The organism is Pseudomonas sp. H26/SER47-MNA-CIBAN-0231 (assembly GCF_040310465.1).
GTDB classification, from domain to species: Bacteria; Pseudomonadota; Gammaproteobacteria; order Pseudomonadales; family Pseudomonadaceae; genus Aquipseudomonas; species Aquipseudomonas atacamensis.
The window spans coordinates 16,419-33,569 of record NZ_JBEOPW010000007.1; the positions used below are offsets into that span (position 1 = coordinate 16,419).

13 protein-coding genes and 1 pseudogene are annotated in these 17,151 nt (G+C 51.7%); 11 read left to right on the top strand and 3 right to left on the bottom strand.

What is annotated here, in order from left to right:
- Positions 1-73 precede the first annotated feature (73 nt).
- Positions 74-943 carry a DUF6279 family lipoprotein gene (locus tag AAEZ10_RS12890; RefSeq protein WP_350569482.1) on the top strand — a complete coding sequence of 290 codons (870 nt, stop codon included), beginning with the start codon at positions 74-76 and terminating at the stop codon, positions 941-943.
- Between the two features lie 123 nt (positions 944-1,066).
- Here the strand turns inward: AAEZ10_RS12890 and AAEZ10_RS12895 are convergent, their stop codons facing one another.
- Positions 1,067-1,459 carry a hypothetical protein gene (locus tag AAEZ10_RS12895; protein WP_056783658.1) on the bottom strand — a complete coding sequence of 131 codons (393 nt, stop codon included), beginning with the start codon at positions 1,457-1,459 and terminating at the stop codon, positions 1,067-1,069.
- A 172-nt stretch (positions 1,460-1,631) separates the two neighbouring features.
- Here AAEZ10_RS12895 and AAEZ10_RS12900 point away from each other — a divergent pair, with 172 nt between their 5' ends.
- Together AAEZ10_RS12900 and AAEZ10_RS12905 are read left to right on the top strand one after the other, a co-directional pair.
- The gene (locus tag AAEZ10_RS12900) at positions 1,632-2,366 is read left to right on the top strand and encodes a DUF899 domain-containing protein (RefSeq protein ID WP_350569484.1); all 735 of its coding nucleotides are present in this window, start codon (positions 1,632-1,634) and stop codon (positions 2,364-2,366) included.
- Between the two features lie 89 nt (positions 2,367-2,455).
- Complete coding sequence (locus AAEZ10_RS12905; protein ID WP_024012041.1) at positions 2,456-2,731, top strand: hypothetical protein; 276 nt, start codon at positions 2,456-2,458, stop codon at positions 2,729-2,731.
- A gap of 52 nt (positions 2,732-2,783) precedes the next feature.
- Here the strand turns inward: AAEZ10_RS12905 and AAEZ10_RS12910 are convergent, their stop codons facing one another.
- Complete coding sequence (locus tag AAEZ10_RS12910; RefSeq protein WP_024012040.1) at positions 2,784-4,124, bottom strand: DEAD/DEAH box helicase; 1,341 nt, start codon at positions 4,122-4,124, stop codon at positions 2,784-2,786.
- A 191-nt stretch (positions 4,125-4,315) separates the two neighbouring features.
- Between AAEZ10_RS12910 and AAEZ10_RS12915 the strand changes: the two are divergent.
- The 8 genes and pseudogenes from AAEZ10_RS12915 to AAEZ10_RS12945 form a co-directional block, all read left to right on the top strand.
- Positions 4,316-5,020: pseudogene (locus tag AAEZ10_RS12915) on the top strand (mechanosensitive ion channel family protein); the annotation flags it as partial.
- A gap of 1,593 nt (positions 5,021-6,613) precedes the next feature.
- The gene (locus AAEZ10_RS12920; protein ID WP_167351299.1) at positions 6,614-7,951 is read left to right on the top strand and encodes a site-specific integrase; all 1,338 of its coding nucleotides are present in this window, start codon (positions 6,614-6,616) and stop codon (positions 7,949-7,951) included.
- A complete protein-coding gene (locus tag AAEZ10_RS12925) occupies positions 7,951-9,843 on the top strand; it encodes a hypothetical protein (RefSeq protein ID WP_350569487.1) in 1,893 nt (630 codons plus the stop codon). The genes AAEZ10_RS12920 and AAEZ10_RS12925 overlap by 1 nt, the downstream gene beginning before the upstream one ends.
- Positions 9,840-11,807, top strand: coding sequence for a site-specific integrase (locus AAEZ10_RS12930; RefSeq protein WP_350569489.1), 1,968 nt, complete (start codon positions 9,840-9,842; stop codon positions 11,805-11,807). The genes AAEZ10_RS12925 and AAEZ10_RS12930 overlap by 4 nt, the downstream gene beginning before the upstream one ends.
- Positions 11,808-11,815: 8 nt before the next feature.
- Positions 11,816-12,244 (top strand): hypothetical protein, encoded by a 429-nt coding sequence (locus tag AAEZ10_RS12935; protein ID WP_350569490.1) that lies wholly within the window; start codon positions 11,816-11,818, stop codon positions 12,242-12,244.
- Between the two features lie 3 nt (positions 12,245-12,247).
- On the top strand, positions 12,248-12,454 hold the full coding sequence (locus tag AAEZ10_RS27970) for a DUF7693 family protein (protein WP_502947694.1): 207 nt from the start codon (positions 12,248-12,250) through the stop codon (positions 12,452-12,454).
- A 15-nt stretch (positions 12,455-12,469) separates the two neighbouring features.
- Complete coding sequence (locus AAEZ10_RS12940) at positions 12,470-13,159, top strand: hypothetical protein (protein ID WP_041478950.1); 690 nt, start codon at positions 12,470-12,472, stop codon at positions 13,157-13,159.
- A 308-nt stretch (positions 13,160-13,467) separates the two neighbouring features.
- Positions 13,468-13,833, top strand: coding sequence for an antitoxin Xre/MbcA/ParS toxin-binding domain-containing protein (locus tag AAEZ10_RS12945; protein WP_350569491.1), 366 nt, complete (start codon positions 13,468-13,470; stop codon positions 13,831-13,833).
- 594 nt (positions 13,834-14,427) lie between these two features.
- On the opposite strand, the gene AAEZ10_RS12950 is transcribed toward AAEZ10_RS12945, so the two are convergent.
- Complete coding sequence (locus tag AAEZ10_RS12950) at positions 14,428-16,575, bottom strand: hypothetical protein (protein WP_237143814.1); 2,148 nt, start codon at positions 16,573-16,575, stop codon at positions 14,428-14,430.
- Positions 16,576-17,151: the final 576 nt, after the last annotated feature.

Genomic DNA, 17,151 nt, shown 5'->3' on the forward strand with positions numbered 1-17,151 from the left:
CTGAACTGCCGCGCGCATCCTGCATCACATAAGAATCAGATTTCCGACGCCAGGCTCTCGCAAGGATTTGCCCATGTCTCGCTGGTTCAAACAGATTGCCGCCCTGCTCATCTTCACCCTCGCCCTCGGCGCTTGCAGCCGCGTTGGCCTGGCCTACCGCAACCTCGACGTGATCATCCCGTGGTCGCTCAGCGACTACGTGGACATGAACGGCGAGCAGAAAGACTGGTTCAACGAACGCCTCAAGGAACACCTGAGCTGGCACTGCACCACGCAGTTACCGGGTTACCTCGACTGGCTGGACCGTTTGCAGGCCATGGTCGAGAGCAATCAGGTCAGCGACGCCGCGCTACAGGAGCGCACCGCCGAAGCCAAGCAGGCCATCGCCGAAACCGCCCGGGAAATCACCCCTTCGGCCATCGAGTTGCTGCAAGGCCTGGACGATAAACAGGTGGCAGAAATGAACGACGCGTTTGCCAAGGATTTGCGCAAACGTCAGCAGGAATACGTGAAACCACCGCTGGCCCAGCAGATCAAGGAACGCGGCGAGCGCATGGAAAAACGCTTGAACGATTGGCTAGGCCCGCTCAGTGACACGCAGAAACAACGCGTCGTGGCCTGGACCAACGCCTTGGGCGACCAGAACACCCAATGGATCGCCAACCGCGCGCACTGGCAGCAACAGTTCAGCGCCGCCGTTGCGCAACGCCAAAGCGCGGAATTCCCACAACGCATCGAGACACTTCTGGTCAATCGCGAGCGCTTGTGGACAGCGGACTACCGCAAGGCCTACGCCAACACCGAAGCCCAGGCGCGCTCGCTGTTTGTCGACTTGATGGCCGAGAGCACGCCGCAACAGCGTGAACGGTTGTTGAAGAAAATCGAGGGAGTGCGCAAAGACTTCAATGACCTGAAGTGCCTGAAGGCTGCGCAGAAACCTTGAATAAACCAATGGCCCATTGTGGGAGCGAGCCTGCTCGCGAAGGCGGAGTGTCAGACAGTTCAAATGTCACTGACAGACCGTTTTCGCGAGCAGGCTCGCTCCCACAGGGCGGATTTCACTGGCTCAGGCGATTTGAGCCTTTGAGGCGACTTCATCAAACGTCACCTCATCCAGCGCATCCTCCTGTTCATCCAAAACCTGACGCGGGTGGTCGTTGCCGGGGATGCTGCTGTCGATCAGGCTCAACAGGCTGGAGCCGCGCGGGGTCAGAATGAAGTTGTTGCCTGTACTGCCCTCGTGATCCGGCCGCGGCTCGATGAATCCGCGCTCCAGCAAGAGCTTTTCATAATCACAGGCCAGGGTTTTCAAGTGATCGAGATTGTCGATCGGCTCGCCGGCGCTGGCTTTCTCGGCCGCATGGTCTTCGGCATAAGCGCGGGGAGCGAAGCTGTGGCCAGCGCTGTTCTGCACTTCATGCAGCAAACGTTCAATCAAATCCCAGTTATAAGTCGTCATCCTGATCCAACCTCCGGTGCGGGTGATTTTGTGCCGCTTTCAAGGTTGTGACCGAAGCGCTGCGCAGCCGTTCAGCAGTATTTCCGGACCCGACCGACCGGCGGCTGTCGATTCCCTCGCACGATGAACGACTAGGCTGAAACAGCCGGTTCAACCCGCAGGAGACATCGTCATGAACGTTACAAACCATCCGGTGGTATCACGCGAAGAATGGCTCGCCGCCCGCCAGCAGCATCTGGCCCACGAAAAAGCCTTCACCCGGGAACGCGATCGCCTCAGCGCCGAGCGCCGCGCCCTGCCGTGGGTGAAAGTCGACAAGGACTATCATTTTCAAGGGCCGAACGGCGAGCTCAAGCTCAACGACCTGTTTGGCAACAACAGCCAGTTGATCATCTACCATTTCATGTTTGCCAAAGGCTGGGAGCAGGGCTGCCAGGGCTGCTCGTTCCTCAGTGACCACATTGATGGCGCCAACCAGCACCTGGCCCATCACGACGTCGCGGTGGTTGCAGTTTCCCATGCGCCATTCAACGAGTTTCAGGACTTCAAAAAGCGGATGGGCTGGAAGTTCGACTGGGTCTCGTCAGAAGGTTGCGATTTCAATTACGACTTCGGCGTCTGCGCCCGGGCTGAGGACGTCGCGGCAGGAAAGGCTACCTACAACTACGAAAGAACCGACAGCGTCGAGGAAGAAATGCCGGGGCTGAGCGTGTTTTATCGCAATGACGAAGGCGAGATTTTCCACACCTATTCCACATACGCGCGCGGCCTGGACATGCTAGTTGGTGCTTACCACTATCTGGATCTCACGCCCAAGGGCAGGAATGAAGACGAGATCATGGAATGGGTTCGGCATCATGATCGCTATGACGGTGCGCCGAAGTCGGGTTGCTGCCATGCCGATTGAGGACAATCCTGGCCCCACAGTTTCTGAACTTTTACCAGGCTTCGGCCCTCAACCGGTTAACCCGCCTTAACCGGAACTGAGGCCTGCCCATGAAAACCCTGATCAAGCTGTCCCTCGCCGCCACCCTTGTCTGCGCCCTGCCCGTCTGGGCCTGCACGCCGGAAGAGGCGACGATCAAACGCGAACAACTGGCCAAGGAAGTCTCCAAGCTCACCGAGCAGAATCCGGAAAAGGCCAAGGAGATCAACGCCGAGTTGCAGAAAATGGATCTGGGCACGGCCAGCGCCGATCTGCCGGACAAGTGCCAGTTGATCGATCAGCGTCTGAAGGAACTGGGGTCGGCGGAGAAGAAAGCTGACAGTTAAGACGAAAAAAAAACCGGACAATGTCCGGTTTTTTTATATGTGATGCTAAAGCTTACTCAGCCGCAGGCTCGGCTGGCTTGCGGCGCTTGAGCGGGGCCATGCCGTCGCTGCTCACCAGAGAATCCGGCTTCGGACGGTTGACGCTCTTGCGCTTGGTTGGTGTCTTGGCGGCGGTTTTTTTCTTGTCGCCCTTGGCGTCGGTCTTTTTCTTCTTCACACCAACCGCTTTACCCGAAGCCTTGACCTTTTTAGGGCCGCCGTAGGTGCCTTTGACTTCCTTGATGGTGCGGCGCTCGAAGCTCTGCTTCAGGTAGCGCTCGATGCTCGACATCAGGTTCCAGTCGCCGTGGCAGATCAGCGAGATCGCCAGACCATCGTTGCCGGCGCGGCCGGTACGACCGATGCGGTGTACGTATTCGTCGCCGCTGCGTGGCATGTCGAAGTTGATCACCAGATCCAGACCGTCGACGTCCAGACCACGAGCGGCAACGTCGGTCGCGACAAGGATCTTCACGCCGCCCTGCTTCAGACGATCGATCGCCAGTTTGCGATCCTTCTGGTCTTTCTCGCCGTGCAGCACGAACGCCTTGTATTCCTGAGCCACGAGGCGGCCGTAGATGCGGTCGGCCATGGCGCGGGTGTTGGTGAAAACGATGGCCTTCTGGTAGGTCTCGTTGGCCAACAGCCAGTTCACAATCTGCTCTTTGTGCTGATTGTGGTCGGCGGTGATGATTTGCTGGCGAGTCGTCGAGTTGAGCTGGCTGACCGCGTTGAGCTGCAGGTGCTCCGGGTTGTTCAGGACCTTGGCGATCATCTCGCGCAGGCCGGAACCACCGGTAGTCGCGGAGAACAGCATGGTCTGCTGACGGTTCGGGCACTCATCGACCAGACGCTGCACGTCTTCGGCGAAGCCCATGTCGAGCATGCGGTCGGCTTCGTCGAGGACCAGCACTTCGACTTCTTTCAGGTCGAGGTTGCCGGCATTGAGCTGCTCGATCATCCGCCCCGGGGTGCCGATGAGGATGTCCGGCACTTTGCGCAACATGGCGGCCTGGACTTTAAAGTCTTCGCCGCCAGTGATCAGGCCGGACTTGATGAAAGTGAACTGCGAGAAGCGTTCGACTTCCTTCAAGGTCTGCTGGGCCAGTTCACGGGTCGGCAGCAGGATCAGCGTCTTGATGCTGACGCGGATCTTCGCCGGGCCGATCAGGCGATTGAGGATCGGCAGGACGAAAGCGGCGGTTTTGCCGCTACCGGTTTGCGCCGTCACCCGCAGATCACGCCCCTGGAGCGCCAGCGGGATGGCCGCGGCTTGCACTGGCGTTGGCTCGACAAATTTCAGCTCGGCCACGGCTTTGAGCAGGCGTTCGTGCAGGGCGAATTGGGAAAACACGGGTGCTACCTCGAAGATATGCAAAAAAACAGCTGCATAGGTTACCGGTTTCGAGCGCTCAGGCCGAGTTTCTTTGTGCAAACGCCGACAATCAGTGGTTTTTTTGTTGCCCGATTTGTCACTCGCTGCAATACACAGCGTCTTAAATGCTCTAATCGGCCCTCGCGTCTTACAGAAGAAACGTTTCGCTCATGGATATCAAACAGCTCTGGCTCAAAGCCCAAGGCCTCTGGGGCACGCTCGAAGAGCACCCACTTCTGCAATCGGGACTGGCGCTGCTGGTGCTGCTGGTCATCGCGCTGGTGCTCGGACGAGTGGCGCGTTACCTGATCCTGCACGCCAGCCGCATGCTCGGCCGCCAGCCGGCGCTGCACTGGATCAACGACTTTCGCCACAACAAGGTGTTTCAACGACTGGCGCAGATGACGCCGTCGCTGGTGATCCAGTTCGGCCTGCACCTGGTGCCGGAGCTGAGCAAAACCGCGATGAATTTCCTCGGCAATGTCGCGCTGGCCTTCACCATCCTGTTCCTGCTGCTGGCGGTCAGCGCCCTGCTCAACGCCCTGCTCGACATCTACGCCCGCACCGAGCACGCCCGCACGCGCTCGATCAAAGGCTACGTGCAACTGGCGAAAATGGTTTTGTACGTGTTCGGCGCGATCATCATCGTCGCCACCCTGATCGACCGCTCACCGCTGTTGCTGCTGTCGGGTCTGGGTGCGATGTCGGCGGTGATTCTGTTGGTCTACAAGGACACCCTGCTGTCGTTCGTCGCCAGCGTGCAACTGACCAGCAACGACATGTTGCGCGTCGGCGACTGGATCGAGATGCCGCAAGTCGGTGCCGATGGCGACGTGGTCGACATCACGCTGCACACGGTCAAGGTACAGAACTACGCGTGAGTTGAATTCAACTTCGACGTATCGTGAGTTCGCGGCAATCCGGACAGCAACAGGCCTGTATGCTGTGATGCAGCTTTAGCCAACCTGAGCACCACCATCTGCTCTACCAATCGTGCAGAACACATCCCTCTGCGGCCTAGTGTACCGCCTTCGCTGACACTCTTGATCGCACCCCGCGAAGGGTAGGTAAATAGAGCCAGATTTTCTTGAGCAAGAGCTCAGAGGATGGGGCACTCCGTGAGCGAGTTGGTCATTCCACTTTTTTGAACACGTCCACTTCAGGCAGCTTCAATTGGTTCTGGCGGTGCTCGACAGGGGCGCGGGTGTGTTGCTTCTTATTAGATATCCAAAGCCAAAAATGCAGACCACCTTTCTAAGAGTTAGAAGTCGATAGCCTCCTTAAAGACGTTAGATATCGAAGGCCACCAACACTCATCGTCGTGCAGAAGCACCCTTATCAACGCAAGGTCATTCAGGTGCAGCGCACTCAGAGTTATTTGCCTAAGGGCAGCTTGGGGCTTCGCCTAGATGGGTGAAAGTTTGGTCGACGCTTGCTACAGCCCCTTGTTGGACAGTTACGCCACTAGCCTTCCACATTGATTAGGTCAGCTTGAACGCAGCGCCCGTCGACGCCTTGGTGCCCCTACGAGCGGGGCTAGTAGTCTCCTTCATGAGCGAGTTCGCCGTGCTGCTCACCATCTTCGTCATAGCTTGGGTCAGAGCTTGGGCCCGGATACCATCTTCGCCGCGCATGTCAACATAATGAAGGCCGATGATTAAATAAGCACCACCAGCACCAGCACCAGCACCAGCACCAGCACCATCCAGGGTAGGCTCCTCATTTGGCGAGAGTCGCACTACTTTCCTGAGCTTCGAGCCCATGTCACTAAGGCCCAAGCGAGCCATGTCACCTGGAAGTTTCAGGTTAGTCTAGCCGTCTCCCAGGATGACCACACAGTAGTTGCCCCCACAACTCGATGCTCTGAGGCGTCGAGGCATGCGCCGAGAGGCGTGGATGAATGGCCAAAGAGCGAAAAATGTAAAAAAAATTTCGCCCGTCGAATTTTCTCTAGCGATATAAATTCTATTTGGCAATTAACCTTAAACATCGACTCAGAAGAAGGCTTGGCAATTGACGTAATTAATTCGTTTACAGCCAAGAGTAATGCCCAGCCCTTCAATCACGTTGCTTGAAAGGCATTGCGAGCTTAGACATGCATCAGCCACCTCCCATAACCTCCTAGAATCGACGTATACAAGGGACTCACAAACCGGATTAACTCATTATTTACAGACATGTCGATATATTCCAGAGTCAATTGATTAAAAATAAAAAAACCTCCCTCTAGGTATTACGCGGCCTCCAGCAGAGCCAGCGCCCACAACCCTAATAAAAAACTAGCGCAACAAACAAAAAAGACCATGACAATATATTAAAATTAAAATGCACCATCGCAACCAGCAATAAAAATACATGTTGCAAAAGTTTTAAACGCCGCTAATCTTTTGGCTTACCTAAATCGAGCCAGAGCGGAAACTCAGGCTTCCCCCTGAAATCTAACTTGCAAGCTCGCTATGTACACAACAGTGGAACTTAAAGCTCTTACTCCTTTCACCAAGTGCTACGAAGACCCAATTGAATCGATGATCTCACTCCCAACAGAGCCTCCCTTTTTTTACCCGGTGCGGTACCAAGACGAAAACTACATCCAAGGAATGAAGATCATTCTTCAACCAGATGGCACTCCCTGGGTGGAGGGGAACCTTTTTCTATTATGGCGGGCCGGACAGTATCCTAAACTTTCTGACCAGACTTTAGGCGCTGAGGCTGTCAACCTCAGAGAATTCATGAATGTGATGCACGCTCACAATCAAGATCATCTCGATTTCAAAGGAAGGGAATTTGAAAGGCCGACGTACGTCTTTAAAGCCCACTTCAAGTTAGCTATTGCACGAAACGAGATAGATGCGGAAGGCGTTAACAACAAGATCCGCTCAATGATCCGCTACTATCGATGGAGAATGACGTATCGAAATTACATTCCGACGAAACCACCTTGGAAAGAAAAGATTTCCCATATCACCCGCACCGATAGATACGGCGTAACGCGATTCCGAGAGGTCATCACTACAGACCTAACCTTCCCAAAAAACAAGGAAGAGACGAGTGACTTCATTTACGACGGAGGAAAGCTACGGCCCTTGAACAAGTTTGAGCAGGATGCAGTCATTGAAGGACTGATTATGGTAGGCAATACAGAAATGCTGCTCGCGTTTCTGTTGGCGCTCTTCTCAGGAATGCGAATCCAAACAGTACTAACAATACGTATCGGCAATGTGATCGACGCCTATGCAAATGACATCGCCACATACCCAATCAAAGCGGGGGAAGGCTCACTCGTAGATACAAAATATGGTAAGCGACAGAATATTCAAGTACCTGGCTGGGTGCATCATCGACTTTTTACCTATCTCCAATCCGAACGCTACCAGGGCCGTAAAAAGCAAGCACTGGAAAGAGATGAAACTGAACAATACATTTTTTTGAGTAGGAGCGGAAAGCCTTTGTATGTGAGCCAGCTTGACAAACACAAATACAAGAACCATGAAAAGGGTTCTGCTGTACGAAAATTTATGAGAGACACGTTATTGCCGCTAATCAAAGCACGCGGCCATAACTTTAAATTTAGTTTCCACGACTTAAGGGCTTCTTTCGGAATGAATTTGGTAGAAGAGCGCAGAGAGCTCCTGACACAAGGCAAGATTGGCTACCTAGAATTGATCGATTACGTTGCCAAGCGTCTGCACCATTCGAGCCGCAAAACCACCATGAGTTACTTGGACTACAGGAGGATTAACCAATTGGTGCACGAGGCTGATACAGATTATCAAAAGCACATCCTGAGCCTTATAGAAAATCAATAATGGACGACAGATCTTATTGCGAAATTCGTCTGGACGTCCAGGTTAACTACGCAGAATTACTTACCGAAGCCCAAAATATGCTGGAAAAAAATCCTATCGAATCAATTCTTGTCCGGTTCAGCCATCGACATGCTTTTGATTTTGGAGCTTTTTGCTTTGGCGAACGTTCGGGTAGCAGAGCAAGGAGAAAAGTTAAGTTATCAACTCGCCTACCCAAGCGACTAGCGAGGATAAAAAACCTCGCTAGCCACATCATCAGCATGAGCCTCACCAAAACAGCTCTAAGCTCTGCCTATTCCGCAATTGCGGATTGGGTAATCATGGCAAAATGGTGCGAGGCTAACGGACTTGAAAATTTTCTTAACACGCCTGAGTTATATCACGATGCCTTGGTTGCCTTCACTCAACACCTAAATGGCGATCATAGAGAATACGACACGCGCAGGCGTATGCAGACAGTATGCAAGACTTGCGGAGAACAAATGTTCCCGGAGGAAAGCTATCTGTTCACGAAACTACCTCTAATTGTACGACCTCACAACAAAGCTACGAAGGAAATCGAGCCCCCGAGTCTAGAATCGGTAAAATATCTCCTCCAGACATACGAACCCCTATTCATCGGGCTCACGGATTTCTTAACAAAAGAAGAGCAAATCCCATACAAGTTAAAAATCAAAGACGATTATGCCTGGATAGTAGCGGACGATAAATACACGCTAATCACCAGCAAAATTCTCGGTAAAGGCGGAGCGCGGACTGCTGGGTCTTTGTCTTTTGACTACAGCAAAGCTTGCATGAGGACTTTCGAAGAATATAAAGCCCGCCGCAGTGGAAACTATGACAATTATTATTTTCAGGCAAAAAAATCATATGAGTCGAGATTAGAACTAGCCAACTCATCCAAAAACAACAAATATCGAGCATCTTTGGCAAGATTTGCCCACGACTGTTTTGTCGCGATGTTTGTTGCAGCAACCGCAATTAATGAATCCCCCTTGCGCGAACTACCGTGGGATGCCAAATATATAGTAACTCAAGATGAAGAAATCGGCATGAGATCCATAAAATTTCGGGCTAACAACAAAGAAATTTCAGTTCGCGTCAAAGCTGACTTCATCAAACACTTCAAAAAATATGTCCAACTGAGAGACTACTTATGCATGGGTAATGACCACCCCTACCTCTTCGTAGGCTTTGACGGCAACAGCATGTCAAATTACAGAATACTTGATACTAACATACTCCGCCGTCTATATGATCGCGTATGCAGATTCATTGACCCAACTGTGCCATGTCTTAGCTATCAAAGTTTTAGAAACTACAAAGATAGCTATGTGGCAAAAAATCACGGCCACGAAGCCTCTCGAATTCTCCTCGGGCACAGCGAGCGCACGCAAAGATCCAACTATTTAAAGGCGGGTGAGAAGAATGCGGTGGATCAGATTGGTAAGTTTCACGCAGCGGTTAATGAGTTCTTTGGTAGCCCACACCCCTGTTTGACCCCCGTTGGGGGGTGTTCAAGTGAGGGTGCACCGCAGAAAATCAACATTGCGCAAATCACCACTGAACCGGACTGTAAAAGCGAAGTTGGCTGTTTAAATTGCGCTCACCACAAGGTGCATGCAAACCGTGACGATGCTTGGAAACTGATAAGTCTAGAATTTTTCACCAAACAAATGATCCAATCGAGCGCCAGCCTCACACACTTCGAGTTAATCCACGGGCCCACACTGAAAAAAATTGATCAACTCCTGCATGAAATGCTAGTCGTGAATCCTTCACTGGGCCAAACCCTAAAAGACTTGCGAGAAGATGTATATCTGAACAACACGTTAACCGACTATTGGGAACGACATTTAGAGCGGCTCATCCGCTTGAAGGTAATAGTATGAATAGTAACGCACATAGTACCGAAAGCTTAATAAATGAGCGAATTCCGAACGATAAAATAAATGTTGCTCATATCGGGATGGATTTGAATAATCTTTGCGACTCCAGCATCATCAGCTATCGCCTAAACGGGCAACCAGTTTTACTTCGGGAATTGTATTGGGATTTCCCCCAGCTGCGTCTCGTGCCCACTGACTCGACCTCACTTGACTTTCAGTCATATAGATCCCAGGCAATCTTCAACACAAACAATATCAAAACCTCGCAGTTGCTGCTAGCTACAAACATTTTCTCACTAAACTTTCAGGGTAAAGCGTTAAGAATTTCAAGTATTAGATTGTCATTTAACGCTCTGCGTACTCTGACAAAATGCGCGGACGAAAAAAACATTACGCTTCAGGAAATTATATCTTCACCTGCGCACATTGACTTCGTAAACAAAATACAAGTCAACCACGCATCCAACATAACAAAAATGTTAAGAGACTATATAAAATTAACTTCAAATAAACTAATACTAAAACCACACAAACATTTGTTTCAAGCGTTACATCAACGAGGTAGCGCCAGATATGACAACGAAAAACAGACACCCGTTATTCCAAGTCGCATCCTCCATGCTCGCTACCATCACTACAACGACATTACACTAGACTTTCTTAAGCACGGCGATAGTATTAAATTGCTCGCAGCAAAATTAGCCGAAAACCCACTGTACGGTCGAGACATAAGTAAAGCCAGCAGATATCACACGACTGCCGAAAAACTATCAGAACAGAAACAAAAAAGTAAAAATTTTTCCAAAGCACTGAGCGATCACAACCTCACGAATTTCTGCGAAAAATATAAAATTCGACACTCCGATAACTTAGTACGGCATATTTCCCTTGTACAGCACTGCGCCAAATGCCTGATTCACATTTACACTTTAGTGAGAGATCACGAGGCCAAACTACTGGAAGACGAGTGCATTAAACCAGCCGAGGGTTGGAGTTCAAAGGGAATCTATCTGATGGGTATTTCAACAAAGCTATCGGGAACTATTAAGGATACTGCTTGGATTGCCAATGAGCTAATTTCTGAACCAATTAAGAGCCTGCAGTTAATTAAATCTATCATCGCCCCTCATGTACCTCGAGATACAGCTGGTAGCGACTGCTTACTTCTGACGCCGAGTTTTTTACCGTTTTGTAAGACCGACCCTGGGAAAACGGTGATTATCAAAGATTTTACGCGATATGAAAAGTACCTTCCGCCCATCTTTATTGAAGAAGCAGACATCCTTCAGCTTGAGACAATCGACCCGCTTGCAGACTGGCGCTCAGATCCAAAATACAAGGTAGGTAAACCATGGAAAATCGCATCACATCAGTTCCGCAGGACTATGGCTGTTTTCGGCGCTCAAAGCCAAGTCCTCGATATTCCTGAGCTCAAAAGACTCTTGACCCACCTTACCGAGTCCATGAGCATTTACTATCAACGCGGTTGCTCTGCGGGCGGGTACAACATGAAGTTGAAAAGTCCCGAGCTTGCGAAAGAATTCCAAAATGCCATGAATGACGCGCAGTGGATTTCATATCTACATGATGTTTTGTATTCGAGCGAGAAGCTGCATGGTGGCCATGGTGAGCGTGTAACAACGATGAGCAAAGCGAATGACCCCGATAGAATTATTTACCGACATACTGCTGAAGAAACCATGCAAAAGGCCAAAAAAGGCCTGATTTCTTACCAACGAACCCCACTGGGTGGGTGTGCAAGTAGCAAACCTTGTAACGAACGAGCTCATGGCAATTTCACGAACTGCTTCGGGTGCGCCAGTTCCGTGCTCAAAGCAAGCAATGTCAAGTCCGTCATTGAGCACGCCCAGATTGATCTCATGGATCTTGATCCAAAATCCTTCGAGTACAGGATGGAGCAACGCAACATCAAAGACTACGAAGTAATACTCAGCCATTTGAACTAAGCAGACTTATGAATACCAATATTAAAGGCACAGGCTTACAAGAACTTTACGACGCCCTACTCCGCCTAGCTAACAACAAGCCGGAGCGGGTCGAAAAAGGCACCCGCATTTCGTTCCGCACTGTAGCGCTCGAGGCCGGCAAGGATCCAAGTCTAATCAGGAAAGATCGTGAAATTTACGCGCAGCTTATCGCAGATATCGAGCATTACGCCGCCGTTCAGAAAGAAAAGAGCGCCAAAAAAAATGGTCAAGTGACCCAACTGAAGGCTCGACTCGCACAGCTCCGTAATGAATCCGAGCGTTTTGAAGAGTTGTGGAAAGCCGCCCTAGCCCGCGAGCTGTTCCTCCTCGATCAGATTGACGATTATGAGCAGCGGTGGAAAAAGTACACGAACGTCATCGATTTTGTTCCTAACGGATCGCCTGTCAACCATTAAATAATTAGTAAATTTCTTATCACATTGTTTATTGACTGCGGTGATTTCGATTACTGCGACAACTGCATTTCCCCTGACAGTAAAAAGTATGAGCTCAGCTCAAAAGATGCGCTTGATCCAGTGGGGTTTTTATCCTCAAACGAGCATCGACAGCTCGAAGAACTGCTTCGTCAAATTTTAACATTTTGCAATCGCTCGACCACAAAGTGAAGCTAGGAGATCGACATGAACAATAACTACGTTAACCAAGCCAAAGGACTTCTGTCTGAGATTGGCGTCCATCAGCCCTCGGCAGGTGTATGGGCATTCACGAATGTTCAAACCGTCAGCCACTCCTACATCCATCACTCGCGAGAACCAGTAGCCTTGGCGGCCTACGCAGCAGTTAACGCCACGTTTGCTGCTGGCCGTTTCCCTGACTGGGCGCTGGTCGACATGGTAGACAAAGTGCCCTGCATGGATGGTATCGAGCACACGGCGTTGGCGATGGTTTGCGGTGCTTGTATCCCTACGTTTCCCAGTGCATCAGAACGTGGAAATATTTTTGGACAAGCAGTTTGGGGCATCGTAGAGGCCTATTCGCTTGAAGGTTGTTTTGAGCGTGTCGAGCGGGCTTGGGGCAGTCCAGGCTGGCATTACAACTTGCGGCCTCGAGGTTTCAACTGGTCAGGCGATCAAGAGCTTAACTCAGAATCCATGAAGGAAATGCGGAAGAGCTATCGCGCCATGTCGCCCCTGCAACAAATCATGGTTTTAACGATCATGCACTTGTACTGCCAGGGCAAAGATAAGACATATTTGACTGGGGGCTGTCCAACCAAAATCCCTGCCGCCGAGGCAATGAACATCCTTCGCAGCGATGGGGTGGCGCTCTCGGACTGGGGACACATGGTTACTCATTATACGGGCTGGTGACAGGCCATGGTCTTGGGCGTGCCCTCGTCGGGGACGGCTGTCGTAAACCAAGCCCACGCGCTGCGCTGGTCTTGGCCCTGGCGGGCTTCCATCCTCACGCCTGCGCGCTCCGCTTGCCTTCGCCCCTCGCCCTCTGAGGTCTGTAACGTAATTTTGTGCGCTGTAACGTAAGCAGAGTTACAAAGCACAAAACTACGTTACAGACCATTTATTGCTGGCCGCTGGAACCGTTCACCGGTCAGATGCGGCCATACTGCTCAATAAAGATGGCTAGTTAAAATCGGCCATCACAGATCATATGGTGGCGCATGAAATCAGTCACATCGATCGCAGAAAACGCTGTGCTTAGCAAAGCCTTTATCCGAGCCGGAGAAAGCTTAGGTCTTGATGACACTGATCTGTCAGCTGTTCTGGGCGAGCAGGTTTCCACTGTGCTGCGTCTACGTAACGGTCATGAGCAACTCAAACCTAGCACCGAAGCGTGGAGCCAGGCCATGCTCATGGTTGAGTTGTATGAGTCACTGCTCGCCGTCGCAGGAAACGAGCAAAATGCAAAGGTCTGGCTAACCAGCATGAATCGAGGTCTGAGTGGTCGACCACGCGATCTCATCGCATGCCGAGCGGGGCTGGAGCAGGTCGTCCAATATCTCGCTTCTACTCGCTCTCTCATTTAACCTCTCATGCGCATCGCTGAAATGCTGTCATGGAACACGAAATAAGGAGTGCGGCATGAAGTGGTTCGGTCGATTGATAGGACTCGTTTGTCGAGACAACAGATCAGGCCAAGAGCAAGCCAGAGATCGGGCGTTCATAACTGCCCTCAACAACCTGAAATCTCTGCGCGTGACCCCAGACGGCGGAATGTCGATTGATCCTGATGAGATACGAGAGCAGGTGATTTCGAGTCGCCGGTCACTCAAGCGTTTCGTGCGATGACCATTACGGTTTATTCAGTGTCCACGCAGCCGAGCCTATGGCTCGAAGGAGCGATGGCAAGACAGCAATGGCATCGTGCTCAGCGACCCTATAGTGCATTGCGCAAGGGCTGCGCCAACTTCACTCGAATTTCAGACAAAAAAAGCCCCGGTTAAGGGACTTTCTCTCCATGCCTCACGATCCGTGCTGGCGTCCCCAACGCTGCGACCAGGATTGGCACCGTATATTTACGCAATTGAGAAATCTGTATATCCATACATGGTTAACGTCAAGCGCATATTTTCGGATCGAGGGCAGCACCTTCTAGCGTCCAGAAGGTTCTGCCGTGTCACTCATTGCGTCGGGTTAGGCTCAGGATCCATATTGACTGCCACAGGGCTGCCTGCTGCGGGATCTTCAGCTCTTGGCCGCTTGCCCCCGAGGGAGAACTTCTCGGTAGGGAAGATGGAAGAAATTTTCCGGATCGCATTCGCCAGGTATACCTCAGGCGTACTGTAGTCACGGCTGTAGCGACCGGATTCAGAATTCACGAACCACATGTGCTTCTTGCCATCGAACTCACACCACATTTCACCGGCTATCCGTGCTGGCTGAAGACCCGTCATGCTTGGGTGGCCAAGAATTACTGGCTTGGTGATGTCCTCGGCGACGTAGAGAATTCCGTCCTTACCGATTGCCCAGATAAGGTTCCGGTACTTGTCCTTCGATATCGCACCGAAAAGCGTCCTGAGGCGCTTTTCAGAGGGATCGTAGAAGCTTTTCGTCGTACGGTTCTTACCCTCGCCAGTCTCAGAGACCTCGTCAGCCTTCAAGTAGTTGGGTGCCCGGAGAGCCCCATACTTTTTCTGCAAATTACCGGCGTAGTCATCCGCGCGTCGTTTGAGGCTTTTCAGGAAAGCGTTGTAGAAATGTGGCTGTTCAGGTGGATCCAGTTTGGCCAAGATTTCATTGAACGCCCCCAGCGCGATCTGGCCGTAGAGCAGATCAAAGATGAATACACCCGCAACCGCATTCCCCGCCGGGATATCTGTAGCGTCGAGCAAGATCCGAAAGGTCTGGTGATCGCCCCAACGGAAATCGATCTGCCATTGCCACCGGGCAATATGGCTGGTCAGGAACTTGATTTTCTCCTGCGCCCATCTCTCCACCGTTGACTCAGTGACTATGAGATGGTGTTTCTCTGTAAGCAGCGAGTTACCAAGCTGGTTCGTAGCATCGAACTCGAGCACCCCTTGGCGCGCTTCCGAAACTGTGACCAGCCTAATGGTATGGCTTGTAGCCTGCCTCTCAATGTCGAGTTCACGGCAGAGGTAGGTCATCCATTTGTCCACCTCCATATTGATCCGCTGGGCCGTCTGGTAAGCATAGGTGTATGCCAGGCGAGCCTTCTTCGCAGCCAATGCAATCGAAGCCTCGGGCAGTAGAAACTCATGAGGCTTTTTCGCCCACACTCCTGTTTCACTACGCTTGGAAATGGCTATCACCCAGGTGTCTGCCATACCAGGAGGGGTGTCGGGGCCTAGCAGTTTTTTGAGCGTAATAATTTGTGCTCTGGCATACGGGCCCAGTCGGTCATCATGCATGTAGATCGACCGAACCCCGTCACGGAAGTCATAACCAAGCAAGGTAATAGCATGGCCGCCCCGCGCCACGACCTCCCACTTCCTCTCGGGAGTACGTTCAAGACCGTAAACCATACCTGTCAGGATGACAGGCAAGTTGCTGTCGACGTGCGAAGCGACGTAGTGAGCGAACCAGTCGGACGAACGCTCCCGCAACTGAGTCGCATGGTAGCGGAGTCCTTCAGCGTCTAGTGCACGCTGAATCTGCTCATTGCTCAGCTCGTGATTGGGGAAGCCATTGCCAGAGCTATCGGCGAGATCGAGTGCAGTCGTAGTGATTTGGCTGCAGGACGTGACGCTTCTGACATCTCGTCCTGGGAAGCCATGGAGCGCCGTCCAGACGGCGGTTGTTGCGCAGGCAGCAACTACCTTGTCTTGCTCCTGGAAAGCAATCGAGTCGACGTAGAGGTCGATGCCAAAGAGACTGACGTCATATCGGCGGGCGATTTTTTTGCGAACCCCCGCCCCCATATTCGGCTCACCGATTACTTGCAGGCATGTCTTGCCAACAAAGGTCTTGGTCAGCGGCTTCACCACCATGAAGCCTAGGTAGTTTTCTTGGAGGTACTCAGCAGTCAGCGCAGTTCCGGGCCGCCCTAGCAGGAGATCGTCCATGTCCTTATGGCTGATGGGACATTTGAAAAAATGAAGGCGTGAGCAGATATAGCCGTCGTTGCCAAAGCGCTTGACGTAGTAGTTGGAGAAGTCCTCCAGGAACTCACGGTCGATGTACTCGGGTTCCAGCAGTACCCCTTCTGCATTCAACTCCTCCAGGTACTTGAACAGGTACGAGACCTGAGGTTTGGCGAAAATGTCCGCAAAATCGGCGTCGAAACACTCGCGGATCAAGGCACTCAACGTTGCCTTTTGGAATTTGGAAACCAGGTATGGAGTCATTGTGATCGCGCAAAAAAAAAGCAGCCTATAAGGCTGCTCTATTGAATGAATGTAGGGGTAGCTTACAAACTGCAGGTACGGGCTAGTAGGTCACGATCCATTCGCTGGGCAGCAAAATCTTCTGCCGCGCGGCGATTGAACGCTTCAGAACGGTCACGGGCAGCCTTCAGTCGATCTTCACGACTGGCTCCCATACGTTTACGAGTTTCCTCGAACAGACGCTCCAGGCCCATATTTTCCTTCCCCAGGTCAGTATTTTTCACTGTAGATACAGCCTCTCACCAATGCTCGACCTTGATTCAACTGGACTGCAATGTGGTACTCGACATGCTTGCGGCGGCGCGGATTATCGAGTCCAACACCTAGCTCGACAAGCGACACCTGTCTGCAGCCGACTAACGGCACCACGACTGTAGTTCAGACCGAGAGAAAGCTCCAAGGTTCAGGGGCAAACAGTCTCAGAATCAGCCAAACGGTAACTCCGGAACACTTGGTGCATTTTCATGCAAACAAAGGCCGGCCCTCTCCTGCTAGCGG

What these genes read in the sequence shown, in the direction of transcription:
- AAEZ10_RS12890 (WP_350569482.1), top strand. Translation starts at nt 74, where the DNA reads ATGTCTCGCTGGTTCAAACAGATTGCCGCCCTGCTCATCTTCACCCTC.
- AAEZ10_RS12895 (WP_056783658.1), bottom strand. Translation starts at nt 1,459, where the DNA reads ATGACGACTTATAACTGGGATTTGATTGAACGTTTGCTGCATGAAGTG.
- AAEZ10_RS12900 (WP_350569484.1), top strand. Translation starts at nt 1,632, where the DNA reads ATGAACGTTACAAACCATCCGGTGGTATCACGCGAAGAATGGCTCGCC.
- AAEZ10_RS12905 (WP_024012041.1), top strand. Translation starts at nt 2,456, where the DNA reads ATGAAAACCCTGATCAAGCTGTCCCTCGCCGCCACCCTTGTCTGCGCC.
- AAEZ10_RS12925 (WP_350569487.1), top strand. Translation starts at nt 7,951, where the DNA reads ATGGACGACAGATCTTATTGCGAAATTCGTCTGGACGTCCAGGTTAAC.
- AAEZ10_RS12930 (WP_350569489.1), top strand. Translation starts at nt 9,840, where the DNA reads ATGAATAGTAACGCACATAGTACCGAAAGCTTAATAAATGAGCGAATT.
- AAEZ10_RS12935 (WP_350569490.1), top strand. Translation starts at nt 11,816, where the DNA reads ATGAATACCAATATTAAAGGCACAGGCTTACAAGAACTTTACGACGCC.
- AAEZ10_RS12940 (WP_041478950.1), top strand. Translation starts at nt 12,470, where the DNA reads ATGAACAATAACTACGTTAACCAAGCCAAAGGACTTCTGTCTGAGATT.
- AAEZ10_RS12945 (WP_350569491.1), top strand. Translation starts at nt 13,468, where the DNA reads ATGAAATCAGTCACATCGATCGCAGAAAACGCTGTGCTTAGCAAAGCC.